The organism is Gemmata algarum (assembly GCF_034097035.1).
In the GTDB taxonomy this organism is placed as follows: Bacteria; Planctomycetota; Planctomycetia; order Gemmatales; family Gemmataceae; genus Gemmata; species Gemmata algarum.
The window spans coordinates 88,767-111,682 of the sequence record NZ_JAXBLV010000034.1 but is presented as its reverse complement, the minus strand read 5'-3'; the positions used below and the strand labels follow the sequence as shown (position 1 = coordinate 111,682).

Here is a 22,916-nt window from a genome sequence, read left to right as displayed (position 1 = left end):
GTGAGCTTGATGTTCGTTCGGCAACCCGAGGTATCGAATCTGTGAACCGCATCGAGGCGATCCGCGCGCCGAGCAAGTTCGTCCCGGAACCGCACTTGGTGGTTGCGGTGGACGGCGTCCCCCTCGACGTGGCGCTGGGCGTCGAAGGGCAGGTGTCGTCGCTGCTCGGGTGGTTCCACCACGAACCGGACGCGGCCGTACCGTGGGAACGCATCTTGCCGGCGGTCGGCTGCACCGGGTACGCGCCCGTACTCATCTGCCCGGACGACCTGGACCTGAGCTGTAGCGTGGTGATGGCCGAAGTCGTGTCGGAGCCGGACGTCATTCGCTGGGACAAGCTTGGGTTCGATGTGTCCCCGAGCGGTGGCCTGGGCGCGATCGTTCGGTGGGATCCGGCGTGGGGGCCGTACCGCTTCCGTCGCGCCGAATACGAGCGGTGCTTGGCCGCTTTTAAGCCGCCCGAAGCCGAACCCGGCACCGAGTCGGACCGCTGACCGTAAGTTGTTCCCGTCACCGGTCACGGCGTGCGCGGCCGGTGAGTGGGATGTTCGGCCACAGCCGCGGAGGTCGTAACGTGCCCAGGCCATCGCTCATGCGGATCGCGCTGTTGTTCACCTGCTGCGTCACCGCCCCCGGCGCCGTGAGGGCGCAGGTGCCCGACCCGAAGAGCCCCTCGGGCGAGCGGGAGCGCCCCCGATTCTCCTGGCAACATCTGAACCCGCCGGTGTTGCAGTTCGGTTGCTATGGCACGTCCGACGCCGAGGAAGAGGCGCTCGCGAAGCTGCTGGAGAAGGGCGAGCCGCATCAGCAACAAGCCGCGGCCAGGGAGTTGTGGGAGGGGCACAGCCGGCGGCAGGCGGCCAACGTCATCAAGTACCTGGTCGGCCCTGCTCCCGGCGGGGAGGGGTTCCGTAAGCTCCAGCGCGAGGTCGATGCCGCGCTGAAACCCCAAGCCGTCCTCCGGGAGTTGAAAGAGGGGGACTACCTCTGGGGCACGTGGCTGGCCTTCCTCCGCCCGCATGAGGAGCTGGTCCCCACCCTGCTGGCCGGGCTGAAGGACAAGCCGCCTCGTGAGTTGGCGGGGCGCGAGAAGGGCAAGTCGGAGTTCTTCGCCGAGACGATGCTCGCCCTCGGCAACTCGGGAGACGCCCGCGCGCTGGGGCCGCTTCTGGAACTGCTCAAGAGCGACGATTATCGGATCGCTGGCGATGCGGCGAACGCACTCGGGTACCTGGGCAACGGCGAGGCCGAACTCCGGCTGATCGAGGCGCTCGGTGGGGATAACAACTGGCGCCAGGTGCAGGCGTGCGGGGCGCTGGCCAAGTTCGGGACCCGCAAGGCACTGCCGGCGTTGGAGAAATTGGCCAAGGATGACCGGTACACCGGCGCGCTCAATGTGAAGGGCGCGGCCGAGAACGCGATCCAGCGGATCACCAAACGAGAGAAGCGATGAGGCCCCTGGCAGACCGTGTTCTGCTCGGCAGCAGATCCGCTCCACGAGTAACGGCTCACAGGTGCCCCCGTCGCCGCCGCACCCGGCGCGGCAACTGACGCCGCCGGCTGATTCGGGGTTGCACCGCTCATCCGATCGTGGCGGGTGAGCGGGTTGTTCGGCGAGCGGAGGGCGTGACGTGTTCCGAATCGCGATCCGTGGGTATGCTTGCGTCTGCTCCCCGGGGCCGCACGAGGACCCGTGGCAGGTGGTGACCGACCCCGACATCCTGCGCACGCTCGACGGCCTCGTCGCCGACGACGAGACGTTCACCGACTACCTCGGGCCGGGCGGCCTCCACCCGACGCCGGAGGAGTTGGAACTGGCTGCGGTGCTCGAGCCCGGCGGGGGCATCACCTTCGGTCACCGCCCCGGCGAACCGTTACTGACCGCCACGACCGAGTACCGGTCGCCCCGGCCGCTCGCGCCGGCCGAGTTGCGGGCGCTGGTCGAGTACACGATGGGGCAGTGGTCCGACGGGATCGGGGACAACCTGTTTCAGAACTCCATCCACCCCGTCTATAGCCTCGAGTGCCTGTGGTCCCGAGAGGTGGTGCTGAGCCGCTGCCCGGGTGCCCACGTCGGGGCCGAGTACCCGACCGTTGAGGTCACCGAGGAGTAGGGCACGCCGAACCCGGCGCCGCACTGGCCCCTCCCTGCACGTGGTCTGTTCCTCCTTGCCCCTTGCGGGTTCGTATCACGGCTGAGCCGGTGGGCGGGTTGTTCGGCGACAGGGGGCACACGACCGATGATCACGAAGTGCGACATGATGGGGGTGTTGCTCGACGCCTGCCCGTCGTTCCGCCCGACCTGGGAGGCGTGGCTGGCCGAGTGGGCGGAGCCGGCCGACGACCGACCGCTGTACCTCGCCCTGGCGGAGTTCGCCCGCCACCTGATCGGGATGCTGGAGCGGGGCGAGGCGGCGGACTTTCCGGCCATCTTCGGGGCGGTCGAGCGGCTCCAGGCGGAGGGCGAGCACTACGTCCGAGAGGCCGCCATCGTCGGGCTGCTGGAGGACTTGCAGAACCTCAACCTGCACGCGGGCGGCACCGAGCCGGAGCAGTTCCGGCCGTTCCTCGGGCCGGAGTCGGCCGCCGCGTGGGACGAACTATACGTGCTCTGGCACAACGTCGGGGTGCTCAAGGCGGCAGGGCTGTTGGAGCCGACGCCCGGGCCGACCCCGGTGGTCGATCCGACCACCATCCAAGACCCCGAACTGCGGCGGGTCGTACAGCACGTGTACCGTCGCGGGTAGCCCAGGCGTCGAACCCGGCCCGGCACCGGCACCGGCCGCGTGTCCTGTTTTGCACCGCTCACCCGTTTACACTGGTGGCTGCGGGTGTCGCGGCCGGGCCGGCGAGCGGGTTGTTCGGCTCGGAAGCCGCCGGGCCGCGGAGGTCGTGGCGTGCGGTTGGAGTACCTGCCAGAGGGATCACCCGACTGCCCGCTGATCCGGCTGTTCGACTTCGTTCCGGCCGAGGCCGCCGCGCTCGGGGCGGCGGCCTCGGCCCTGGCGGCCGGCCAACTCGAGCGGGTGGCGGTTCACGAACTGCCGGGCGTCGCCCCGGTCGGCGGGTGCGAGTTGGTGTTCCGGCTGCGAGGCCGGGACCGGGCCGTCGTGCGGGTCGGGCCGGCGGCGTTCGAGTACAGGCTCACGGCCGACACGTGGGACAACGTGGCCGGGCTCATCGAGCCGTTCGCGGCCGGCGCCGACGGCCATCAGTGGCTGGCCGAGGCGCCGGGTCAGGTGTCCCTGCTGCTGTCCGCCTCGGGGCAGTGGTAGTGCCGTCCGCCGCCGGACCCGGGGCGGCAGCGGACGCCGCCATCGGATTCGGGACGCACCGCTCATCCGGTGGGGCGGCGCAGGTGAGCTGCAAGTTCGGCAAGCGGAGGCGCGGCGGATGGGCGGACCACCTGACACACGGACGCGGTCAGGCGTCCCGGAATGGGTGCTGGCTGTCGCGCGTCGGCATGTCGCCGGGTTCCGCCCGCCGCGCGGCCGGCGGTGGTGCGAGCCGGACGGGGTGCGGGTGCCCGGCGGCTGGTACTTCAACTACGCGGCCGAGCGCATCCGGCCCCGCCGCCACCCGGACACCGGGTTCGGGTTCGCGCCAGGCTACGTGGTCGACGACGACGGGTCGGTCCGCACGGTCGGCTGGGGGGAGCTGCGGGAAGTTCACGGGTTGCCGGCGGTGGAGTAGCGGTGAAGCCGAACCAGGTAGCGCGGGGTAACCCCACCGAGTTCCCCCGCGGGTTCGGCGGCCGGGTCGTCCCACATGGTGGTGGAAGCCGGACCCGGGGCGGCACCGGACGCCGCCATCGGATTCGGGACACCTCGCTCGTCCGGTGGGGCGGCGCAGGTAGGATTCATGTTCGGTGCGAGAGGGCGACCCGCGTGAGCGAAGCCGAGCAACAGATCATCCGTCTGCTGACCGAGATCCGTGACGCGCAGCGGGAGGAGTTGGCCTACCGGCGGCGGGTTCCTGAGGAATCGTTCGAACTTCAGAATAAATCAGTCGCCCTCCAGAGAGGGGCCGTCCGGGCACAGCGGGCGTATATGTGGGTCGTGATCGTCGGTGTCACGTTCGTGGTCGCGCTGATGGCTCTGGTGAAACTGCTGACCGGGCCGTAGGTCGCCGAGACCGAGCCCGGCGTGGCGCCGGGCACCGCCGGCTGATTCGGGGCGCCGGGCACGGCCGGTGGTGGCGGTGCCGGGGGGCTGATTGTGCGCCAACCGGAGGCACATGGATGAGCACCGGCGAAATACCTGAGATTTGTCGCGCCGCTCAATTCGGGCAGTTGGACCGGGTTCGTGCGATCCTTGCCGAAGATCCGGCGCAGGCGAACGTGCGGGGGTGTATGGGGTTCCTCCCACTGCACGGGGCTGTCGGGTGCGTTCACGCGCTTGAGATGACCGAGTTGCTCCTCGACGCCGGGGCCGACGTGGATGGGCAGAACGATGTGGGCGTCACCCCGCTGCACCTCGCCCGCTCACCGCAGATCGCCGACATTTTAGTCCGCCGCGGAGCCGACCTCAACCGCCAAGACAACCGAGGCCGCACGCCGGTCTGGATACACGCCACGGAGAGGGGCGGCGCGCGGGTGCTGCTCCGGTTGCTGGAGTTAGGGGCGGACCCAAACGTACCGGATCAGCTCGGTTGCACCGCGCTGGACGTCGTGCCACGCCATGATCCGTGCGACAACCAACCGGGGGAGCCGGACAAACTGGAGGTGCTGCGGCGGTTCGGCGCGTTACGGGGCATGCAAGGGGGCGGAGTCGTAATGGTTCGCACGTTTACCTCTTCAGACGCGCTCGAAATTCTTGGCTCATTCGCCTCTCGTCCGAGTAGCCGCAAGCTTCGCCTTATCGCATTAAGCTGGTGGAAGGACCCGTTTACCTATCGCGAGCTCCGAGGTGAGCCTCGGTCGGAGTGGGAACTTGCCTGCGGGAAACTTGTGGCGTGCGTCCAGCGATACGTCGAGGGGCAGGTGAGCGCAAGCGAGATTCGAATCGCGAAGCTCGAACACGACCGTAATCTGCCAAAACGATCCGCGGTTGAGTGCTACGCCTACCACTACCTCGCCCAACTTGCACATGAGGACGCTTGGGCGGCGTTGGCCGGTTGCTGGGGTGTGTTGAACGCCGACTATTGCGCACCTGACGATCCGGATCGTGCGGAGTACGCCAACATCTTGCGGTGCGAGAAACTGCCCGAGATCATTGGGAACCCGTTCCGCCCGTTCACGTTTTTGTCGTTGTGGCGCACCGGCACCGCTGTCGCCCTCGCCCGGCAGATGTACGAGTCGCACGACTTCTCCGCGATGCCGATCCTGGCAGACGCGCTGCAAGACGCCGGGTGTGACTCGGCGGACATCCTCGACCACTGCCGCAGTGAGGGGCCGCACGTGCGCGGGTGCTGGGTGGTGGACTTGGTGCTTGGCAAGGAGTAGCATCGAGCCGAGCCCGGCGTGGCCCCCGGCACCGCCATCTGATTTCGGGCGCATCGCTCATCCGATGGTGGCGGGTGAGCGGGTTGTTCGGCGAGCGGAGGCCACCGGCGTGCAGTCACTGTTGCGGCAGTTGCGAGAAGCGTTTCCGGACGCACCCCTACCTCCGCGTCCGATCACTGAGCCTCGGTGCCCGGAGTGCGACGCGGCCGACGTGGTGCTCGGGGGGCAGCCGTGGCCGGAAGTGGCCGCCGGTTTCCCCGGAGAGTGCCACCACGCGTTCCCGCTGCTCACCCCGACCGCCCAGCGGTACTACCTGCCGGCGTTCATGCTGTCGGCATTCGGGTCCAATGGCATGCAGGGCGACTCATTGGAGGCGGCGCTGATCGGCGGTGCGTTCGCCCCCCAATCCTTCACCCGCGCTCAGCGGTCGGCGATCGGGCGATGGGTGGTCGAGTACTGGGGCAGTTGGATGGGGTGGGAGGAACCACCCCCACAACTCGCCGCGTGGTGGGCCGAAGCGGGGGAAAGCCGAGCCGAACCCGGCGCGGCGCCTGACGCCGCCGGCTGATTGGGGGGCGCAACGCTCATCCGGTGACGGCGGTAACGGTGAGGTTGATGTTTGGCCGCAGGGGACTTCGATTGGTGCAGCACGACTACAACGGGTCGGGGCGCTGGAGCCGTGCCGCACTCCTGGCCCGCTACGCCGAACTGGCACGCCGTCTCCGGATCGAACCGCCCGCAGATCTGTGCCCGATGGAGGTGACGGCTGCGGGCGAGCGCTGGGTCTACCCGGTGATGATGCGCGTCATCGAAGGGATCGGGCGCGGGGACGCCGCCTGTGTTGAACTCGGCATCGCGTTTATCGAAGAGGATTCGCCCTTTCCGTTCGGTAGGCTGCTGAAATCCAACACCGCGCGAGCGCTGCGGCGCGCGGCCCTCACCCCAGAGCAGCAGGAGCGGATTCGCCGACGGGTTATTGCAATGTTGGTCGCCGGCAAGACCCCGCGCGAGTACCGGGAGTACGCCAAACTGGTGCGGAGGATTGGGGTCGGGGAGTGGTGGGCTCAGGCAGAGGGCCGGCTGAACTTGGCGAGCCCGTATGTGCGCCGTTATTACGACTACTTCAAGCGGTACGTCGTCGGTAACGAGCCCTCCACTGCCGCACCGGACCCGGCCGCGTGATTCGTTTTCCGTTGCGTGCGTGGTGCGTCGGCCGCACACCGCGGCCGGGCCGGTGGGCTCATTGTTCGGCCGCTCGGGGTGATGTCGTGGAAGCGTTCCCATTTACAAGCGCAGAGTGGGACCCCCTGGAGGATCTCGCCGACTCGATCCTCAACGCCAGTTCGTACAAGGACGACGCGCTCGCAGAGTCCCTTCGGCTCGAACTGCTTGAGCGGCTGGCCGCCCTGCGGGCGCGGCACGGCGACCACCCGGTGCTGCTCGAGACGGCCGCCGACTACACGGAAGCTGCTGCCGAGCGGGCCGTACTGTACCGGCGGGCGGTCGAAATCGCGGAGGCGCACGGCCTGCCGACGCTGAGCATCCGGACATCGTTCGCCCCGGTCCTTGTAAAACTGGGCGAACCGGCGGCCGCACTGGAGGAGTTGCAGGCGTGCGGGCGCGAGGCCGTCAGCGGCGACGCAGACGAGCGCGAGGGGTGGTTTTGGGAGCTGAAGGATGTGCCCCACGAAGCGGCGAGCGACGCACAACGCAGCGCGCTGTACCGGCGGGCCGAAGAGATCGCGCGGGCGCACGGCCTGCCGACGCTGAGCATCCGGCTGCTCCACATTCGGTTCCTGCTGGATGTGGGCCAGTTGGCCGCGGCGCGAGAGGAGTTGCGCGGGTGCGAGGATGAAGCGTCGCGTGCCAGCGAGGACGACCAGACTTTTTTCAAACAACTGTGTGGGGAGGCCAGTCCGGCCGAACCGGGCGCCGCACCGGACACCGCCCGCTGATTCGGAAGGCGTCACGGCCTGCCTCCTGGCGGTACAGGTGAGCGTGATGTGCGCCACCAGAAGGTAGCGGGGAGGGATCGTAATGTATCGGCGGTCGGTCGGTGCCAGGGGGAGGGGCACGGTGCCGGGCCTGGTCACACAGATCCGCCGCATGTACGCCGACATCGCCGACCACGGGGGCGACTTCGGTGACGGCGTGGAGCACGGCGAGTTCGACCCGTTCGCCGTGGCCGCCGCTCCGGGTCTGGCCCCGTTCGAGCGGGTCGGGGCGGCGGTCGCCGTTTTGTGCCGGCTGATGTGTGCGATCGACAACGGCGGCCACGCGTGGGTCGCGGCGGAATACGGCCCCCGGGTGCGGGAGCTGCTCTGGGCGGGGGCGCTGGACCACGAACCGCTCGTCCGGACGGCGGCCGAGGCGTTCTTCGCGTCCGAGGCCGCGTTCGTGGCGGCCCTGCGTCCGGTTTACGAGGGCGTGGTGCGGCGGTGGGCCGCGGATGTGGCATCGGGCGCCGCCGGCTGATCGGGGACGCGCCGCTCATCCGGTGATGGCGGTGCAAGCGAGCTTGATGTTCGGCCACTGGAGGGCACATGCGGTCCGCGCTAGCGAGGATCAAAAGCAAAGTCGCCCGGGTTGCTCATGAGGCACCCCTGCCCGCGTCCCGTTGCCCCATCCGGTGCGACCTGCGCCTCAACCCACCTCTGCGTGAGTCGGAGGTGGTCGCGTTTGAAGAGAAGCACCGCATCACGCTTCCGGAGGAGTACCGCACATTCCTACTCGAAGTGGGTAACGGTGGAATGGGGCCGGGCGAAGGTCTGAAGACGCTCACCGAATCTGCGGAGCGGTCTCCAACGTCCGATCTGGACCGGCCGTTCCCGTTCTCGTTCCGCATGTACCAAGAGGATGAGGGGCGGTTCATTGATGCTCGGCGCAATGAGCCGTACCATCAGCCCGGCGTTTTGTTCCTCGCGGCCGTTGAAGACCCCTGGGTGAGCGTGTACCTGGTCATCACCGGCGAAGATCGCGGGTTGGTCTGGGGGTGCGGGCTGGTCGAAGGCGGATGGAACCCGGAGGCTCCGACCTGGGAGGGCGATCAGAGGGCGATCGACGGCCCGCCCCGACGATTCCTCCGCTGGTACGAGGATTGGCTGAACGTAATACTGCCGAACGCCGATGGCGACGGAGAAGATAAGGCCTGTCCGGCGCGTCCCGAATAGGTACGCCGAACCGGATGCGGCGCCGGACGCCGCCGGTTGGCTTGTGACGCGCCGCTCGTCCGGTGATGGCGGTGCCGATGAACGTGTTGCTCGGCCGCAGGAGGTGCGGGTTGAATCCTGCTTGGCGGAAGGCGATTGCCGGGTTCGAGGTTTTCGGTGGCATCGTCGGGGCGGTCGGGGTAGTGGCCTCGCTCGGCCCCCACTCGGCCCCGGCCGCCCTCGTGCTCGGGGTGGCACTCGTCGTGGCGTACCTGGTCGCCGCTCTGGCCGGCGTCTTGCTCTGGCGGTGCGCCCGGGCCGGCCGGATCCTGTCGGCCGCGGTGTTCCTCGTTCAACTTCCCCGCGTCTGGTCCGTCCCGGTCACATGCGGGATCTGGTTCGGCCCGGACATCAGTCCGACCGTGATCGCCCGACCGGACGGGTTCCGGGGCGTGGTGTTCGATCTCCGGTTGTTCCCGTTCGCGGTTGTGGCAACAGGGTCCCCGGGGGCGCCGACCGGGCTCGGGGTGAGCGCGGTGTCCTGCGTCGCGCTGTGGCACCTGCTCGGCCGGGGCCGGCGACCGGTTGCGGCGAGCCACGGGCCGACGGGGGACGAGCCAGCAGGGGACGAGCCGGCGGCCGGCATCTCGGACGCGGTTGCCGCGTTCCGGGAAGCTCGGCGGGCGGTCCAACGGGCCAAGGGGCCGGCAGAACCCGCCGCGGCACCGGATCGCGACCCGTAGGTTGTTTGTCGGGCCGGCCGCGGCGTGCGGTGCAAGCGAACTTGTTGTCGGGCCGCAGGAGGTCGCGGACATGAGGCTCTGGGCCGGGCGGATTGGCGGCACCCTGGTAACCATAACGCTGGTCAACTTCGCGGCGTTCCTCGTCCACACCTCGAAAATCGGCGGGAGCACCGCGAACGGCAAGCGAGTCGAGGGCCGGTACTACGTCGGGGAACACGGGCGGTACACGGAGGTGACGGAGCGGCGGTGGCAGGCTATGCGGGCACACGAGGTGTCGGTGTTTATGACCCACACCCTCGGCGCCTTATTGGGTGGCGCGCTCCTGACCTACGCCGGGCGCGGCGGCCGGCAACCGCAAACGCCCGCCGAACCCGGCGCGGCTCACCGCCGCGCCGGGCCAGACGACAAGTGAGCGCGCAGCAAAGGCCGCGGCCCCGGGATCACTCCCGGGGCCGCGGCCTTTGCGCCAAGCTGAATTTGATAACCGCGAGCGGACGAGCAGCGAGCGAATTATGATCCGAGGAGAGTGCGTCCAAGGGTACGAGTGCCATTCAGAGCGGTTAGTCGCCGCGTACATGCTAGAATATGCGTGTTGATGGCTTGATTATGGGTGCCGTACAATTCGCGCGATCGGGGCGACCGTCGCCCGCCCCATATGACCGGTCGCATCACCTGAAGCCGTAAGAAAATGCGTCGCTGCCGCGCACGATAATGCCCAGCAGCTTTGCTCGCGCGGCGCCGGCCCGTGCCGGCCGTGTGCTGACGCCCCATTGCACGCCCTTACTGACGACGGATCCCCGCACGCCTCCTACCAGGCTTATTGCAATGAAATGGTTTCTGGACCTCAGCACGATGAGGAAGCTGCTCATCGGCTTCGCCACTCTGTCGGGCATGATGGCCGTAATGGGCTACTGCGCCATCTCCGGTATGGGGGCGATGGACGCGAGCACGGCCACCCTTTACGAGAAGCACCTCAAGGGGATGCACGCGATCGACGAGGCCAACACGTCAATCGCCCTCGTCGGGCGGTCCGTTCGGGCGGTCGTGCTGGCGGCCACTCCGGAGGACAAGCAGAAGGCCGCGGCCGGGATGAACGAGAGCCTGGCCCGGTGCGCGGCCATGCTGGACGCCGCGGAGCCCACGCTGGTCACCCCGGACGGGAAGCAGAAGATGGCCGAGGCCAAACGGCTGCTGCCCGAGTACGCGGAGGGCGTCAAGAGGGTCGTGGCCCTGAGCGCGGCCGACAAGAACCAGGAGGCGGTCGAGCACCTCAAAGGCACGGTGGGACTGGCGGACAAGATCATCGCGACCATGCGGGAGCTCGCGGAGAACAAGGTGCAAGCGGCTCGGGTCGGGTACCAGGAGAACGTCGAGACGTACCGGGGGGCCCGCCAGGTGCTGCTCGGCGTCACCGCGGCCGGTCTGCTCGGCGGCCTCGCGATCGGGTACCTCATCGCCGTCGTCATTACCGGGCCACTGAACCGGTGCGTAACCGTACTGGAAGGGGTGGCGGCCGGTGACCTCGCCCAGCGCGTGCAGATCGGCACGCGGGACGAACTCGGGCGGATGGCGGCGGCCCTGAACACGGCCATCGCGGCGCTCGTCGCGGCCAAGGAGGCCGAACAGCGGCAGGTCCGGGCGGACCGCGAGCGCGCCGAGCGGGAGGCGGCCGTGGCGCGCGAGCGGACCGAGCGCGAAGCCGCCGCCGCCCGAGCCCATGCGGACCGCGAGTCGGCCGCGGCGGCCGAACTGGCACGCAAGGTGGCGGCCGTGCAGACCGGGGTGGCGGCGCTGGCGACGGGCGACTTCACCGTGTCGATCCCGGACCTGGGCAGCGACAACGTGGGCCAGATGGCGCGATCCCTGAACGAGTCGGTTGTGAGCATGCGGACCGCCCTGGAGGGGGTGCGGGAGGTGGCCGAGCAACTGGCCGAAGCGTCCGGGCAACTGTCCAACGCCAGCGAGGATATCTCGTCGGGTGCGCAGGAGCAGGCGTCGAGTTTGGAAGAAACAGCCAGCGCGCTCCAGGAGATCACGGCGACGGTGAAGCAGAGCGCGGATAACGCGCAGCAGGCCCGGCATCTGGCCAGCGGGTCCAAGGAGGTGGCCGAGCGGGGCGGTCAGGTGGTGAGCGGCGCGGTCGAGGCGATGGGCGAGATCAACGCGTCCAGCAAGAAGATCGCGGAGATCATCACGACGATCGACGAGATCGCGTTCCAGACCAACCTGCTGGCCCTCAACGCGGCGGTGGAGGCGGCGCGGGCGGGCGAGCAGGGGCGCGGGTTCGCGGTGGTGGCGACGGAGGTGCGGAACCTGGCCCAGCGGAGTGCCACGGCGGCGAAGGAGATCAAGAGCCTGATCCAGGACTCGGTGAGGAAGGTGGACGCGGGCAGTGAACTGGTGAACAAATCGGGCGACACGCTGTCCGAGATCGTCACCAGCGTCAAGCGGGTGACCGACATCGTCACCGAGATGGCCGCCGCCAGTAAAGAGCAGTCCGCCGGCATCGAGCAGGTGAACAAAGCGGTCTCCCAGATGGACTCCGTCACCCAGCGGAGCGCCTCCCAGACCGAGGAGATGAGCGCCACCGCCCAGGCCCTCACCGACCAAGCCGGCCAGCTCCGGGATCTGGTTGCGAGATTCAAGCTGGGCGGGGCGGCCTACCGCCCCAGCGCGACCCGGGCCGGACGCCCGGTGAGTGCCCCGAAACCGCGCCCGGCGGTCGCCCGAGCGGTCGGGCACACGCGCCACAGCTCAAACGGGCACGGCGGCCGCCACGAACTGGATTCCGTGGGCGGGGACGGGTTCACGGAGTTTTAACTCTTGATCCGACCGCGCTGAAGTCGATCGACGTGATTCGGAAGCGTCCGAGGATGTAGGTCCGAAAGCACCGGCGGACTCGCACCTTGTGCCGGCCGGTCGGGCAGAGGCCGGCGCCGCGCCCGCTCAGTAGCAGGCGGTCGCACCGGCTGATGCGGTCGCGGGAGGTATCCGCAGAGTACACGCGCCTTAACCCGTGACGGCGGCAACACATGTTCCACGCGAACGTTTCGGCCTACGCCCTCGTCACCGGGTGGCGCTATTGACCGCTCGGCGAGGTGGTCTGCAACCGGAAGCGGCCTCGGGATCACTCCCGGGGCCGCTTCGTTTCAGTACCGTCGCCCCGCCGTTGACCGTCTCAGCTTCTTCCTTGTCGTCCACAGGTGGGCGTGCGACAATCACCACGTCACTCCCCAACTGAAGGGTCTCGTGAGCAAACCGACAGTCCCGGCCGAAGAGGAAATTGCGCGGCTGCCGCGGTGGGCACGAGTCACGTTCGCGGCCCGGTGCCCGCGCCGCGCTGCCGCGGCACCGGACGGTGACCCGTAGGTTGTTTATCGGACCGGCCGCGGCGTGCGGTGCCGGTGAACGTGTTGTTCGGCCTCCGGAGGCGCACTGATGGCAGCGTGGTTCATGTCGGCCGAGTTCCTGCTGTGCGGGTGCGCGGTCATCGGCTGGGTATGGCTGGTGCGGGTCGCCGGGGCCGAATGGCCGTCCCTGAAGCGGGTGAACGACGCCCTGGGGGCCTCCACCCCGTGGTACGTCCGGAAGATGGTGGCGGCCCGCCGCGCCCTGCTCCCGGCGGGAGTGGCGGCGGCGGTCACGGCGGCGGCGGTTCCGGACGCCCGGCCCGGTATCGCCGCGGGCGTGCTGGCCGTCGCGGCGCTGGCGATGCGGTGCGCGAACGAGAACAACCGTCGGATACTCCTGCGGTCGAGCGGGTCGGCGCCCCGCGGTCCCGGCGGGTGGGACGACCCGGGGCCGGACGCCGCCGGGGCCGGATCTCGCGCGCCCCGGCCCAACCCGCCGGCGCCTGGTCGGGCGGACGTCCTTCGGGCCGGCGCTGCCGAGGCGGAGTGATACCGAATCCGATTGAAGAGTAACGGTCTTCTGTAGCCGGCCTCTGTGAGGCCGGTGCGACACCACCCGTATACCACCGGCCTCACAGAGGCCGGCTACAGAAGACGGCCTGGATACCGATCAACCGGATTCGGTGTGACGCACCACCGATCGGGTGAGGGGTGGCGAATGTGTCGCTCGGGAAGGGGTAACGGGGCCGAACCCCGCGCGACCCCGACCGGGTGAAGTGCCGCGATTGAGGTCACGGTTGCGCTCCCCGCGGCGGGTGAGCGGGAGGTACGTCGTGTGGAACTCGTTCGGGCACCTGTCACGGTTCGCGATCACCCTGGGCAGCTTCTGGGGCAACGGGGATGCCGTTCGCGTAGTCGATGTGTACGCGGCCGGCCGGCGGCTCACCTGCGACGACAATCACGCATACGTCCCGCACTTCGCAGGCGAACTGGAGCGATCCGTCAGGGCGCTACTCGACGGGCCACAATACCGCGGGGTCGGCCGTCCCTTTCCGGAACTGTCTCCTGCCGACAACCACCGCCGGCTGTGCGCGGACGCGGTGACAGACAACGGCCAGTACCTCGACTACCGGTTTATGGACTGGGGGCCGACGGCCGACAACGTGAGCATGCACTACTTCCGCGAGGGCGACACGGCGTTCCTCCCGTTCTCGTTCTGGCGGGCGAACCACCACGACCCGTCCGAGTTGGGACAGGTGTTCGTTGCCGAGCTTCCGTGGCGGGAACTGGCCTGTGTGCTACACGAGGCGGCTTGGGCGCTTATGTGGGCGTGGGCCGACCGCTCTCGATGGCCACAGCAGGCCGAACCCGACGCAGCACGGGCACCGGCGGCTGATTTGTGACGCGCGGCTCATCCGGTGATGGCGGTGCCGGTGAGCTTGTTCGGCAAGGGAGGGCTTCGCGGCGTGGAGGCGATTGGGAGCGATCCCCGGTACACATCCGCCCGTCACTTCGCGGTGGCCGGGTGTAACCTCGATCGGGCCTGCGAGTTGCTCGCGGGTTGGCGGGGCGGGGCGCTGGGGCTGCCTGCGTTCGAGTACGACGGTCAGCGGAACTGGTGCGGCGAGTGGTCGTGGGGCGAGGCCCGCGGCCCTGTGGTTGGTGTCAACGTCACTCAGGTTCACGAGATCAGGGACGCCGGCGAGTGGGCGTTCCTCACTGGTGCGCTGGCGGGCGCGACTACCGACGTGTCGCTGTTCTGGGCGGCAGAGGCGTCGCCGTTGGTGAGCGCGTTGGAGCGAGAGTTGCCATCACTGCTCGGCTGCCCCGTTGTCAAGCGAAGAGGGTAGCGCCCTCCGGTAACTGAACCCGGCGCGGCACCGGGCACCGCCGGCTGATTTGTGACGCGCCGCTCGTCTGGTGATGGCGGTGCAGGTGAGCTTATTGTTCGACAACCCACGGGCTTCGCGGCGTGGAGCAATTGGACGAGTGGCTGGCCGCGATCGGCCGCCCGACCTTTGGCGACGACGGTTGCCGGGATCGAGCGATCGCCGCGATGCGGGCCGCCGGCGTCGATGCGGTGTTCCCCCTGCTGGTCGGCCGGCTCGTGTCCGTTGACGCTCAGGTCCGCTGCGACGCCATTACCGGGATGCTGTTCCTCGATGCGCCGCAGGCGATCCCGGCCGTGACCGGGATGCTGGCCGACCCGGATCCGGTCGTCCGCTGGCACGCCAGCGGGTGCCTGCACGACTTCGGGGACGCGCGGGCCGTGCCCGCCCTCGTCCGGGTGATGCGGTCCGACCCGGACCCGCAAGTGCGCGGCACGGCCGCCTACGCCTTGGGTGGGATCGGCAACCCGGCCGCGATCCCCGACCTGTTGGCCGTGCTCGGAGCGGACAACGAGCACGACATCCACGGGCACTCGCCCAGTTCGTGTGCGGCCACCGCCTTGGACGATATCCTTGGCGCCCACGAGGCACGCACCCATGCGGGTAGCGGTCTGTACCGCATGGCGGAGTGGCCGGACCCGGGCCGGCGGCGACATCTTGCGGAGGAGCTGTTCCGCCGGTGGTCGGACGCCTCCGCCGAACCCGGCGTGGCACCGGACACCGACCGTTGATTTGGGACGCACCGCTCATCCGGTGACGGTGGTGCAGGCAAGATTGCCATTCATCAACAGGATTCAGATCATGCGAATTCGTCACTCGGATGGGACGGAAGGCAACATCAGCCCTACCGATGTTGAGCTGATGCATTTCGTTCTCAACTCCCTCGATGCAATCAGAAACCGCTCATCGGTTGTTGTGTGCGCGCAATGCAGTCGCCATTTTCTGGTCAACAATCAGGACTTCCACCAAGTTACTCTTTGTCCAGAGCATCGCTAACAACCGGAAGTGCTAATTTTGTACTGTAGCAGCCCTGTCTGCCGCCTCGCAACGTTGATGTAACGGTTTATCTTGGCGGCAGGCCCGTGAGCTTGATTGTCCAACTACCCTGGCTTGTTTGCGGGAGTGCCGCGCGTGTGGTCCGCAATGCGGTAGACGGTGGTGTGGCATGAGGTGGCAGGCGTCGCCTTGGCCCCGCCCGGCCGCTGGTCGAGCGGGCGGCCTCGGCGTTGGGGTACAAGGTGTGTGTGGGGTGAGCGCCCGGACGCCGAACCCGGCGCGGCACCGGACACCGCCCGCGGATTCGGGGCGCACCGCTCGTCCGGTGGGGCGGTGCGGGTAAGCTTGTGGTTCGGCAGGAAAGGCAACGGATGCAGATCAGCCGCGAAGTCTTTGATGAGCAGCGACGGCCCCGCTTCGGGACGACCAACCCCGAGCGGATGCGGCTCGCGTTCTGGGAGTGGATGATCCGCGGCGACGAAACGCCGCCGGCCGACGCGGGGTGCGTGCTCGGCGAGTTCGGCCTGATGATGCGGGCCGGCGTCCTCAAGTCCGGCTACGGCCCGTACCGCGCCCGCGACCGGTTCCAGGTGCCGCTCAACCGCGACGACGGGCCGATCTGGACGTTCGACCGCATGGGGCAGACGCGCACCGACCTGCCCGACGGCCGGGTGGTCTGTGTCGGTGGCGAGCACGAGGACTCCTACGACCCGGACTTCTGCATCTACAACGACGTGGTGGTGTTCGGTCCGGACGGCCGGATCGAGATTTACGGGTACCCAAAGGAGGTGTTCCCGCCGACCGACTTTCACACCGCGAGCCTCGTCGGCGACCGCCTCATCGTCGTCGGGTGCCTCGGCTACCGGGACGAGCGGCGGCCCGGCCACACGCCGGTCTACGCTCTCGACCTGGCCGACTACCGGATCTCGCCGGTGCCCACCGCGGGGGAGGCACCGGGGTGGGTGTTCGAGCACGAGGCCGACGTTAACTCCGACGGGGTAATCACCATCCGCGGCGGCAAGGTCGTTGAGGAGCGGGACGGCAAGGAGCAGCACCGGCGGAACGTCGAGGAGTTCGCGCTCGACACCCGATCCGGGGTGTGGAGGCGGTTAACCAACCGGAACTGGTTGCAGTTCGTCGTCCGCCAGGAAGACCGGCGGTGGTTCGTACTGGAGCACAGCGCCGGACGAGAGGCACTTTATCCGACGGTCACCGCACACACACCGGAGCCGTGCAGCGAGTGGAACCAGATCCGGTTCCGGGTCGAAGGCGTCCCGGTGTCGGTCACGGAGGGCGTCAGCGAGATCGAGATCATCGTCGAGGGCCAGTTGCCGGAAGATTTGGCCGTCCGCATCGCCGAGGAGGTTCGGGCCAACGCGGAGAGGGCGATTGGGAAGCGGTGCGTGCTGGCCAGGGCGTAGGTCATCGCGCCGAACCCGGAGCGCACCGGACCCGGCGGCGTGATTCGTTACCGTAGCTTCGTAGCCCTCCGATGCCACCGGGCCGGTGGGCTTATTGCTCGGCGAGGGAGGGCGGCGCGGTGTGGCGGCGTGTGTGGCTGATCGCCGGCACCGGACTCGTGCTCGGCATGTGCTTCGGGTGCGGGTTGATGGCCGGTCTGTTGGGCGGCACTCGGAAGGCGTACCACCTGCGCTATCTGGAGGAGCGGGAGGCCGTCGCTCCCATTCTGAAGGCCGATCCGGCGTTCGCGGGCATCGAACTGTGTGAGCGCTCCAGCGGCGGTATCTACCTGATGGGAGAGGTGCCCACACCGGCGGACGTTGAGCGGTTGCGGGTCCAGGTGTTGCGGACGGTCGGCGAGCCCCGCAGCCGGGAAGTCATGCTAAACGTCAGCGTGAGGCGGTCGCGCCGCGGCTGACACCGCCGTGCGGTTCGGAGCGCGCCGCTCGTCCGGTGAGGTGGTGCGGGTGAGGTGTCAGTTCGGCAACGGGAGGGCGCACCGTGGAGTGGTTCGAGCTTCAGCATGAATCCGGTTGCGAGGGGCCGGCCGTCTATCGGCTTCGGTTGGCAGATGCCAACGGGCAACCAATCCCGATCCCGACGCTTCTGGGCGGCCCCGACCCGTCGGGCATCATTGACATCGGTGAGGCCGGCTCTTTCGAGCGACGCCGGTTGCAGATCATCAGCGGCGTCGAGCGGTGCTACGGCCACTCAGCGGGCAACATGTACCGCTACCTTTGTCAGTTCACCCGGCTCCAAGAGGTTCACCCGGGCTGCCGCTTGCAATACAGCGTTCGGGCGGCCCCCAGCAAAGGACAAGCAGAAGATTGGGAGGCCGAGGCCATCAAGGAGTACATCATCCGTCGCGGTCAGCTCCCGATCCTGAACCGTGAGTTGCCGCGTGCCTACGACGATGTGGTCTGGAACGCCGTTTGGGAGCGGGTGTTCGGTCCCGTCACGGATGCGCCGGTTGCCGCTGAGCAAGCGTGAGTAAAGGCCGGCCGAACCCAACGCGGCACCGGGCACCGCCACACGACCTGTGACGCGCCGCTCGTCCGGTGACGGCGGTGCGGGCGAGCGGTGCGTTCGGCGCCGGAGTTCGCGGACGAGGACACGCTAATGGCAAACGACGCGGAACGGTTCGACTGGATCCGCCCCATCCTCCGCGTGAAAGCCGCTCCTCCGCCGGATGCGGACACCGATCTCGACGCCGCCGAACGGCTGCTCGGCTCTCCGCTACCTGCTGGCTACCGTGCTTTCGCACGGCGGTTCGGCCTCGGCGGTCGGCTGCACACACTACCAGAGTTGTTCCGCCTGCTACCCGCAGACACGCCTGAGCCGCACTGGGCGGACTCGGTTATCGACGCCACTCGGTTCTGGCGGTCGCCCGATGCGGCCGAAGATGTGCTACCGAACGACTTCCTTTGCCAAGCCATCATCTTCGGAATAGACGAGGGGGCGCGGACCTTTGCTTTCCACACGGGAGAGGTAACCGGCCCTGCGGCTGCGGAATACCGCGTCTACCAGATCCCTCGCGGCTGCGGCCCGGAGCCGATCTGCGAGTCGTTCGAGGACTGGCTGCATTGGGTTCACAGGGGATATGATCCGGCCACTTGGGGCGGCACCGACGAGGACGATGATGGGGATGATTCGCCACCTCGGCCGCCGTCTCACACGATGCCATACGAGCGCTTTTAGGGCCGAGTTTCGTCCTGCTGTTCGGTCGTTGGCACCTCCGCGGTCCTCAACGCCCAACCCCGGCGCGGCCCCGGCCCCGGCCATGTGGTCTGCTTTCCAGCGCTCTCCGGTTCGTGTCATCGGCTGGGGTGTCGCAGCCGAGCCGGTGAGTTCGATGTTCGACGTTGAGGGCCACGGCGGTGACGGTGTTACGACGTATCGGGCCGTGGTTGTGGTTATTCGCCCTGGCGTGTGGCGCCGCCGGGGTGTACGGGCTGGCGGACCTCGGCACCGCGGGGCCGGTCGGCAAGTTGTTGCTGGTCGGCCCGCACGCGGCGGGCGGAGCTCTGGCGGCCGGGGGCGGCCGTCAACGGACGGCCGCCGGGCTGGTAGCGGTCGCGGGCTCCGCGGCAATGGCGGGCTTGTCCTGGGTGGACGCTCTGGACCGGCAGACCGAGGGGCGCGAGTGGCGGTTCAACAACGCCCTGTCCGGGGCCATGTACTGCGTGGCCAACTGGTTCGTGCTGGTGTTTGTCGGGTGTGTGGTGCTGGTCCTGTCCGCGCCGGCTAAGGCGGTCGTGGTGCCGTCAGGAGCGGGGGAGGAGGGCGTCGCGCCGAACCCGGAGCGCACCTGACACCTCCGTCTGGTGTGTGACGCAACGCGGCCGGCGGCGCGGCGGCGTCGGCGAGCTGTTTGTTCGTTCGGTAACACGAGGCGCACCGATGGCGGAAGGGCTCCCACTGTTCTCCACGGCCGCCCTCGCCGTCCTCGACCGGATGCCGTTCGACCCGGCCGCCCGCGGCAGTTACGACCTGATGTCCGGCGGGCTATGGTGGCCGGACGAGTTCCCCGGCCCCGGAACGGCGGACGGGAAGTTGGTCCGCTTGGCGGGCGCGTACCGCTGCCTCCTCGCTTACCGCCGGGCGCTCACGCTCGGGGAAGAGCGGGACGGGTTCCGCCCGGTCTGGGAGCAGGTGGTCCGACACGCCCCCAACTGGCCGGGGCTGCGGCCGGAGCGGCGCGGGAACCGAGCGGCGCAGCGGCTGCGGGCCGCCCTCCGTCGCGCGGACACGTGCCTGGCCGACTTCGAGTCGCGGCTCGGTGCGGGCGAACCCGGCGCGGCGCAGGACACCGCGGGCTGATTTGTACCGCACGGCCGGTAGTGGTGCGGGCGCGTTTGTTACTCGGGGGCATCTGCCCCCGAGCCGTGGAGGGCGGGAATGGCGTGGTTCCGCTGTTTCATTCGGGGTGAAGGCTTCCCCGGCGAGATCGTCGGTGAGACCGGGCCGGTCGGGTTCTACGTCACCCGGTTCGTCGAGGCCGCGGCCCCGGAAGCCGCCGAGGTCGCCGCCCTCCAGGTACTCAAGGCCGACCCGAAGTTGGCACCGCCGCCGGGCTACACGCCGTCCGGGCAGGCACGGGTGGTTTTCGAGGAGATCGAGGAACTGGCCGCCGAGCCGGTGCCGGCGGTTCAGCCCGGCTTCGCGTGGCACCCGATGGAAGGCTAAGCGCGCGGTCGAGCGGGCGGCGGCGGTCCTCCTGCTGCCGCGACTGTTCCGCTGGTTCGAGCCTCTGGCGGGCGGCTGCTGGCGGCGGTACGTTTTCCGGTACGCGGTGCTGGTGCGGGACCGATGCGCCGAGCGCCCGGCGGTGTCGGTGCTGGGCATCTGAAGGCGCGCCGAACCCGGCGCCCGCGGGGCCGTGGCGGTGCAGGTGGGCGGCGGGCCAAACGGCGGGGCACTCGGGTGGTGCTGGCGCGGGTGTACTACGAGTTGTTCTCCCACGAGGCCGAGTGGCTCGATGCGCACTCCGGCGCGGATGCCGAACTGGGCCGGCAACTGCGACTCGAGATGACCGACGGCTCGCGGGTGTTCATCGCCTGGGCGTGGGGGGCGGACGGGGACGGCTACCACGTGGAGTTCGCGCCGCACAGCTTCTGCGCCGGTGCCCCGGAGGTGGACCGCGACGTTTCGGCGTGGCCCCTGTGGTCGCCGCTGGTCGGCCAGCCGGTTACGCTGTCCTACGTCGGCGAGGGACAGCAGGTGCTGGCGATCCGGGCGGCCGGTGCGGCGGCCTACTGCTGCTCGTTCGGCCGGGGCGTGTGGGGCATGGACGAACTCCGCGTGGGCGACCGGCCGCCGCAGCACGACCGCGAACCGGCTCGCGGCACGTGATCAGATTTCCACAGCTCGCGGCGTTTCGTGTCGGATGGTGGCCCTGGCCGGTGGACGGTTCGTTCGGTCACCGGAGGCGCTTGAGATGCGTCGGCTTCTGCTGGCGGCGTGGGTGCTTGGCGCGGGCGTGTACGTCGCCGCCGCCATCGTGTGGGGCGGGTACGACGGCTTTCCAGACATGGCGGTGCTGCCGGCGTGTGGGGCGGTCGCCAGCGCTGCGGTTGTCGGGCTGGGATCGCTGGCCGGGCGGCTCCTGCGCCTGACCCCACTCGGGCGGCTGTGGCGGTCCAGCCCGGCGTGGGCCGCCGTTACCGTGGTCGGCAGCGCGGCCCTGCTCGGATTCGGATCAGCGGCCGGGCTGACCAGCGAGTCCACGCACTCGGACACCGGTGAGACGTTCCGGGCGCTCCACCCGCTGGCCGCACTCGGCGGGTACGCCTTCCTGTTGTTCGCGGTGGCGCACTGGCCGCTCGGCGGCCGCGCGGGCGCCCAACCAGACGCCGTGTCGCCCGCGGGTGCCACCCGCCCCCGGTAGCGGTCAACGGCCGGCACCGGCCGCGTGAATTGTTCCCCGTGCCTGTCTTTGTCACTCACCGGGGGCGGCGGGCCGGTGAACGGAATGTTCGGCGGAGGAGCAAACGATGGGCGACAATTCACCGCTGGAAGATGACGTGCTCCTCAAGGGCACGCTGACGGTGGTCGTCCGCCGGCGCGACGGCCGTCCGGGGGCCGGGCAGCGGGTGCGGATACGCGGGTGCGGGTTCGTCTGAGGCACGACGACCGCCGTCACGGACCGCGACGGCGTGGCCTCGGTCGAGGCCCCACTCGGAAAGGTTGAGGTGGCCGTCGGCGGGGTCTGCGAGGAGGCGTGGGTCGCGGTGGACTTGGAGACCGTGGTCGAGGTCACCGTCGGCTAGCACGGGCACGCCCCCCGGCGCGGTACCGGAGGGCGGTACAGTTTCGAGCGCCAGTCGTCTAATGAGTAAGACGCCGCTTTGCTAAAGCGGAGACGGGAGTGCAATTCTCCCCCGGCGCGCTCCTGTGGCCCAACCGGCACACCACCGCGAGGTGCTCCGTGAAATGGTATACAGGCGCGATCGCCGCGGTCCTTTACTCAGAGCGTGCTCGGGCTGATAGTCCTCAACTCGGGCGCCGGTCGTCTAATGAGTAAGACGCCGCCTTGGCAAGGCGGAGACGGGAGTGCAATTCTCCCCCGGCGCGCTCCAACGGTTCCGTCAGCTCGTGCGCACGCCATTCAGTACATGCGCGCACACGGCCGCGAGGTGCTTCGCGAAGCGGTGCGCGGTCAGCCCCTCGTCCCGAACGGGCGGCAGCGCGTCCCACGCGCAGCGCAGCGGGTGGTCGGCCGGCAATCGCTCGAGCGTGCCCCGCACGCCGGCCAAGTCGTCCGTCCCCGGGTACGCGCTCAGCGGGCACAGCGGTTCGGCGCCCGGCGCAGCCGACACGCGCAGCCACACCTCGCGGGCCGCCGCCGCGACCCGGGGGTCCGTTTCCGCGCACCGCCGCACCACCACAGGCACGAGCGGAAGCACCGCCGCCGGCTCGATGCGCGCTAGGGCGCGGAGCGAGGCCAACCGCACCTTCGGGTGGCTGTCGGCGGTCGTCCGCGCGAGCAACCGCACGGCCCCCTCGGCGAATTCGGGCGCGACGTAGCCGAGCGCCCGTGCGGCCCGCGCCCGCTGGCGCTCGAACCGGTGCGCCACCGCGCCGCCGTAGTCGCGTTCGGGGCGGACGTGCGGGCCGGCGGTGCCCGCCGCCGCGAGGCGCACGTGCGGACTCGGGTCGTGAAGGGTCATGGCGACCAGGGCCGCGAGAACGGCCCAGTCGGAGCCGGCGAACCGGCCGGCGGCGAGCGCCGCGGCCTCGCGCACGCACCACACCGGATCGCGGAGGGCGGCGGCGACCGCGCCGGGCGGAACCGAGTCGGCGAGCACCGCCCGGCGGCGCACCGCGGCGTGCGGGTCGCTCAGGGCGTCCGGTGGTGTTTCGGTCGCGTCGTCCACGTTACCGCC

General features: G+C 69.4%; 31 protein-coding genes and 2 tRNA genes. 32 read left to right on the top strand and 1 reads right to left on the bottom strand.

Annotated features, from left to right (window positions below; genetic code table 11):
* Window positions 1-41 precede the first annotated feature (41 nt).
* The 32 genes from R5W23_RS05420 to R5W23_RS05265 all read left to right on the top strand — a co-directional run bounded on the left by R5W23_RS05420 (window position 42) and on the right by R5W23_RS05265 (window position 22,104).
* Entirely contained in the window at window positions 42-494 is a 453-nt protein-coding gene (locus R5W23_RS05420) for a hypothetical protein (protein WP_320685451.1), read from the top strand.
* A gap of 80 nt (window positions 495-574) precedes the next feature.
* Window positions 575-1,453, top strand: coding sequence for a HEAT repeat domain-containing protein (locus R5W23_RS05415; protein ID WP_320685450.1), 879 nt, complete (start codon window positions 575-577; stop codon window positions 1,451-1,453).
* A 178-nt stretch (window positions 1,454-1,631) separates the two neighbouring features.
* Window positions 1,632-2,114, top strand: coding sequence for a hypothetical protein (locus R5W23_RS05410; RefSeq protein WP_320685449.1), 483 nt, complete (start codon window positions 1,632-1,634; stop codon window positions 2,112-2,114).
* Window positions 2,115-2,240: 126 nt separating this feature from the next.
* On the top strand, window positions 2,241-2,747 hold the full coding sequence (locus tag R5W23_RS05405) for a DUF7674 family protein (RefSeq protein ID WP_320685448.1): 507 nt from the start codon (window positions 2,241-2,243) through the stop codon (window positions 2,745-2,747).
* Between the two features lie 150 nt (window positions 2,748-2,897).
* Window positions 2,898-3,275, top strand: coding sequence for a hypothetical protein (locus R5W23_RS05400; protein WP_320685447.1), 378 nt, complete (start codon window positions 2,898-2,900; stop codon window positions 3,273-3,275).
* 118 nt (window positions 3,276-3,393) lie between these two features.
* Window positions 3,394-3,693: a hypothetical protein gene (locus R5W23_RS05395; protein WP_320685446.1), complete on the top strand. Its 300-nt coding sequence runs from the start codon at window positions 3,394-3,396 to the stop codon at window positions 3,691-3,693.
* 194 nt (window positions 3,694-3,887) lie between these two features.
* Window positions 3,888-4,124 (top strand): hypothetical protein, encoded by a 237-nt coding sequence (locus tag R5W23_RS05390; RefSeq protein ID WP_320685445.1) that lies wholly within the window; start codon window positions 3,888-3,890, stop codon window positions 4,122-4,124.
* 116 nt (window positions 4,125-4,240) lie between these two features.
* Window positions 4,241-5,443 (top strand): ankyrin repeat domain-containing protein, encoded by a 1,203-nt coding sequence (locus R5W23_RS05385; RefSeq protein ID WP_320685444.1) that lies wholly within the window; start codon window positions 4,241-4,243, stop codon window positions 5,441-5,443.
* A gap of 109 nt (window positions 5,444-5,552) precedes the next feature.
* Window positions 5,553-6,011, top strand: coding sequence for a hypothetical protein (locus tag R5W23_RS05380; protein ID WP_320685443.1), 459 nt, complete (start codon window positions 5,553-5,555; stop codon window positions 6,009-6,011).
* 74 nt (window positions 6,012-6,085) lie between these two features.
* Complete coding sequence (locus tag R5W23_RS05375) at window positions 6,086-6,625, top strand: hypothetical protein (protein ID WP_320685442.1); 540 nt, start codon at window positions 6,086-6,088, stop codon at window positions 6,623-6,625.
* 86 nt (window positions 6,626-6,711) lie between these two features.
* Window positions 6,712-7,398, top strand: a complete 687-nt coding sequence (locus R5W23_RS05370; RefSeq protein WP_320685441.1) for a hypothetical protein — start codon at window positions 6,712-6,714, stop codon at window positions 7,396-7,398.
* 121 nt (window positions 7,399-7,519) lie between these two features.
* On the top strand, window positions 7,520-7,918 hold the full coding sequence (locus R5W23_RS05365; RefSeq protein WP_320685440.1) for a hypothetical protein: 399 nt from the start codon (window positions 7,520-7,522) through the stop codon (window positions 7,916-7,918).
* A gap of 68 nt (window positions 7,919-7,986) precedes the next feature.
* Window positions 7,987-8,613, top strand: a complete 627-nt coding sequence (locus R5W23_RS05360) for an SMI1/KNR4 family protein (protein ID WP_320685439.1) — start codon at window positions 7,987-7,989, stop codon at window positions 8,611-8,613.
* Between the two features lie 110 nt (window positions 8,614-8,723).
* Complete coding sequence (locus tag R5W23_RS05355; RefSeq protein ID WP_320685437.1) at window positions 8,724-9,335, top strand: hypothetical protein; 612 nt, start codon at window positions 8,724-8,726, stop codon at window positions 9,333-9,335.
* Window positions 9,336-9,405: 70 nt separating this feature from the next.
* A complete protein-coding gene (locus tag R5W23_RS05350) occupies window positions 9,406-9,747 on the top strand; it encodes a hypothetical protein (RefSeq protein ID WP_320685436.1) in 342 nt (113 codons plus the stop codon).
* 413 nt (window positions 9,748-10,160) lie between these two features.
* Window positions 10,161-12,155, top strand: a complete 1,995-nt coding sequence (locus R5W23_RS05345) for a methyl-accepting chemotaxis protein (RefSeq protein ID WP_320685435.1) — start codon at window positions 10,161-10,163, stop codon at window positions 12,153-12,155.
* 618 nt (window positions 12,156-12,773) lie between these two features.
* Window positions 12,774-13,235 (top strand): hypothetical protein, encoded by a 462-nt coding sequence (locus tag R5W23_RS05340; protein ID WP_320685434.1) that lies wholly within the window; start codon window positions 12,774-12,776, stop codon window positions 13,233-13,235.
* A 283-nt stretch (window positions 13,236-13,518) separates the two neighbouring features.
* Entirely contained in the window at window positions 13,519-14,088 is a 570-nt protein-coding gene (locus tag R5W23_RS05335) for a hypothetical protein (RefSeq protein ID WP_320685433.1), read from the top strand.
* A 24-nt stretch (window positions 14,089-14,112) separates the two neighbouring features.
* Window positions 14,113-14,535 (top strand): hypothetical protein, encoded by a 423-nt coding sequence (locus tag R5W23_RS05330; protein ID WP_320685431.1) that lies wholly within the window; start codon window positions 14,113-14,115, stop codon window positions 14,533-14,535.
* A gap of 122 nt (window positions 14,536-14,657) precedes the next feature.
* On the top strand, window positions 14,658-15,305 hold the full coding sequence (locus R5W23_RS05325; protein ID WP_320685430.1) for a HEAT repeat domain-containing protein: 648 nt from the start codon (window positions 14,658-14,660) through the stop codon (window positions 15,303-15,305).
* A gap of 636 nt (window positions 15,306-15,941) precedes the next feature.
* Window positions 15,942-16,991, top strand: a complete 1,050-nt coding sequence (locus tag R5W23_RS05320) for a hypothetical protein (RefSeq protein WP_320685429.1) — start codon at window positions 15,942-15,944, stop codon at window positions 16,989-16,991.
* A 119-nt stretch (window positions 16,992-17,110) separates the two neighbouring features.
* Window positions 17,111-17,449: a hypothetical protein gene (locus tag R5W23_RS05315; protein WP_320685428.1), complete on the top strand. Its 339-nt coding sequence runs from the start codon at window positions 17,111-17,113 to the stop codon at window positions 17,447-17,449.
* An 83-nt stretch (window positions 17,450-17,532) separates the two neighbouring features.
* Window positions 17,533-18,021, top strand: coding sequence for a hypothetical protein (locus tag R5W23_RS05310; protein WP_320685427.1), 489 nt, complete (start codon window positions 17,533-17,535; stop codon window positions 18,019-18,021).
* 129 nt (window positions 18,022-18,150) lie between these two features.
* Entirely contained in the window at window positions 18,151-18,729 is a 579-nt protein-coding gene (locus R5W23_RS05305; RefSeq protein ID WP_320685426.1) for an SMI1/KNR4 family protein, read from the top strand.
* A gap of 209 nt (window positions 18,730-18,938) precedes the next feature.
* Window positions 18,939-19,343 carry a hypothetical protein gene (locus R5W23_RS05300; RefSeq protein ID WP_320685425.1) on the top strand — a complete coding sequence of 135 codons (405 nt, stop codon included), beginning with the start codon at window positions 18,939-18,941 and terminating at the stop codon, window positions 19,341-19,343.
* 88 nt (window positions 19,344-19,431) lie between these two features.
* Complete coding sequence (locus tag R5W23_RS05295; RefSeq protein WP_261187661.1) at window positions 19,432-19,851, top strand: hypothetical protein; 420 nt, start codon at window positions 19,432-19,434, stop codon at window positions 19,849-19,851.
* 78 nt (window positions 19,852-19,929) lie between these two features.
* On the top strand, window positions 19,930-20,217 hold the full coding sequence (locus tag R5W23_RS05290; RefSeq protein WP_320685424.1) for a hypothetical protein: 288 nt from the start codon (window positions 19,930-19,932) through the stop codon (window positions 20,215-20,217).
* 237 nt (window positions 20,218-20,454) lie between these two features.
* The gene (locus R5W23_RS05285; RefSeq protein ID WP_320685423.1) at window positions 20,455-20,883 is read left to right on the top strand and encodes a hypothetical protein; all 429 of its coding nucleotides are present in this window, start codon (window positions 20,455-20,457) and stop codon (window positions 20,881-20,883) included.
* An 85-nt stretch (window positions 20,884-20,968) separates the two neighbouring features.
* Window positions 20,969-21,418, top strand: coding sequence for a hypothetical protein (locus R5W23_RS05280; protein ID WP_320685422.1), 450 nt, complete (start codon window positions 20,969-20,971; stop codon window positions 21,416-21,418).
* A gap of 106 nt (window positions 21,419-21,524) precedes the next feature.
* On the top strand, window positions 21,525-21,653 hold the full coding sequence (locus tag R5W23_RS05275) for a hypothetical protein (protein WP_261187657.1): 129 nt from the start codon (window positions 21,525-21,527) through the stop codon (window positions 21,651-21,653).
* A 194-nt stretch (window positions 21,654-21,847) separates the two neighbouring features.
* A tRNA-Ser gene (locus tag R5W23_RS05270) sits at window positions 21,848-21,919 on the top strand.
* A 113-nt stretch (window positions 21,920-22,032) separates the two neighbouring features.
* A tRNA-Ala gene (locus tag R5W23_RS05265) sits at window positions 22,033-22,104 on the top strand.
* A 14-nt stretch (window positions 22,105-22,118) separates the two neighbouring features.
* Here R5W23_RS05265 and R5W23_RS05260 read toward each other — a convergent pair.
* On the bottom strand, window positions 22,119-22,907 hold the full coding sequence (locus R5W23_RS05260) for a hypothetical protein (protein ID WP_320685421.1): 789 nt from the start codon (window positions 22,905-22,907) through the stop codon (window positions 22,119-22,121).
* Window positions 22,908-22,916: the final 9 nt, after the last annotated feature.

Excerpts from the sequence above, each read along its gene's own strand:
- R5W23_RS05405 (WP_320685448.1), top strand. The coding sequence starts at position 2,241 with ATGATCACGAAGTGCGACATGATGGGGGTGTTGCTCGACGCCTGCCCG.
- R5W23_RS05395 (WP_320685446.1), top strand. The coding sequence starts at position 3,394 with ATGGGCGGACCACCTGACACACGGACGCGGTCAGGCGTCCCGGAATGG.
- R5W23_RS05385 (WP_320685444.1), top strand. The coding sequence starts at position 4,241 with ATGAGCACCGGCGAAATACCTGAGATTTGTCGCGCCGCTCAATTCGGG.
- R5W23_RS05360 (WP_320685439.1), top strand. The coding sequence starts at position 7,987 with ATGCGGTCCGCGCTAGCGAGGATCAAAAGCAAAGTCGCCCGGGTTGCT.
- R5W23_RS05350 (WP_320685436.1), top strand. The coding sequence starts at position 9,406 with ATGAGGCTCTGGGCCGGGCGGATTGGCGGCACCCTGGTAACCATAACG.
- R5W23_RS05345 (WP_320685435.1), top strand. The coding sequence starts at position 10,161 with ATGAAATGGTTTCTGGACCTCAGCACGATGAGGAAGCTGCTCATCGGC.
- R5W23_RS05340 (WP_320685434.1), top strand. The coding sequence starts at position 12,774 with ATGGCAGCGTGGTTCATGTCGGCCGAGTTCCTGCTGTGCGGGTGCGCG.
- R5W23_RS05320 (WP_320685429.1), top strand. The coding sequence starts at position 15,942 with ATGCAGATCAGCCGCGAAGTCTTTGATGAGCAGCGACGGCCCCGCTTC.
- R5W23_RS05305 (WP_320685426.1), top strand. The coding sequence starts at position 18,151 with ATGGCAAACGACGCGGAACGGTTCGACTGGATCCGCCCCATCCTCCGC.
- R5W23_RS05295 (WP_261187661.1), top strand. The coding sequence starts at position 19,432 with ATGGCGGAAGGGCTCCCACTGTTCTCCACGGCCGCCCTCGCCGTCCTC.
- R5W23_RS05290 (WP_320685424.1), top strand. The coding sequence starts at position 19,930 with ATGGCGTGGTTCCGCTGTTTCATTCGGGGTGAAGGCTTCCCCGGCGAG.
- R5W23_RS05280 (WP_320685422.1), top strand. The coding sequence starts at position 20,969 with ATGCGTCGGCTTCTGCTGGCGGCGTGGGTGCTTGGCGCGGGCGTGTAC.
- R5W23_RS05275 (WP_261187657.1), top strand. The coding sequence starts at position 21,525 with ATGGGCGACAATTCACCGCTGGAAGATGACGTGCTCCTCAAGGGCACG.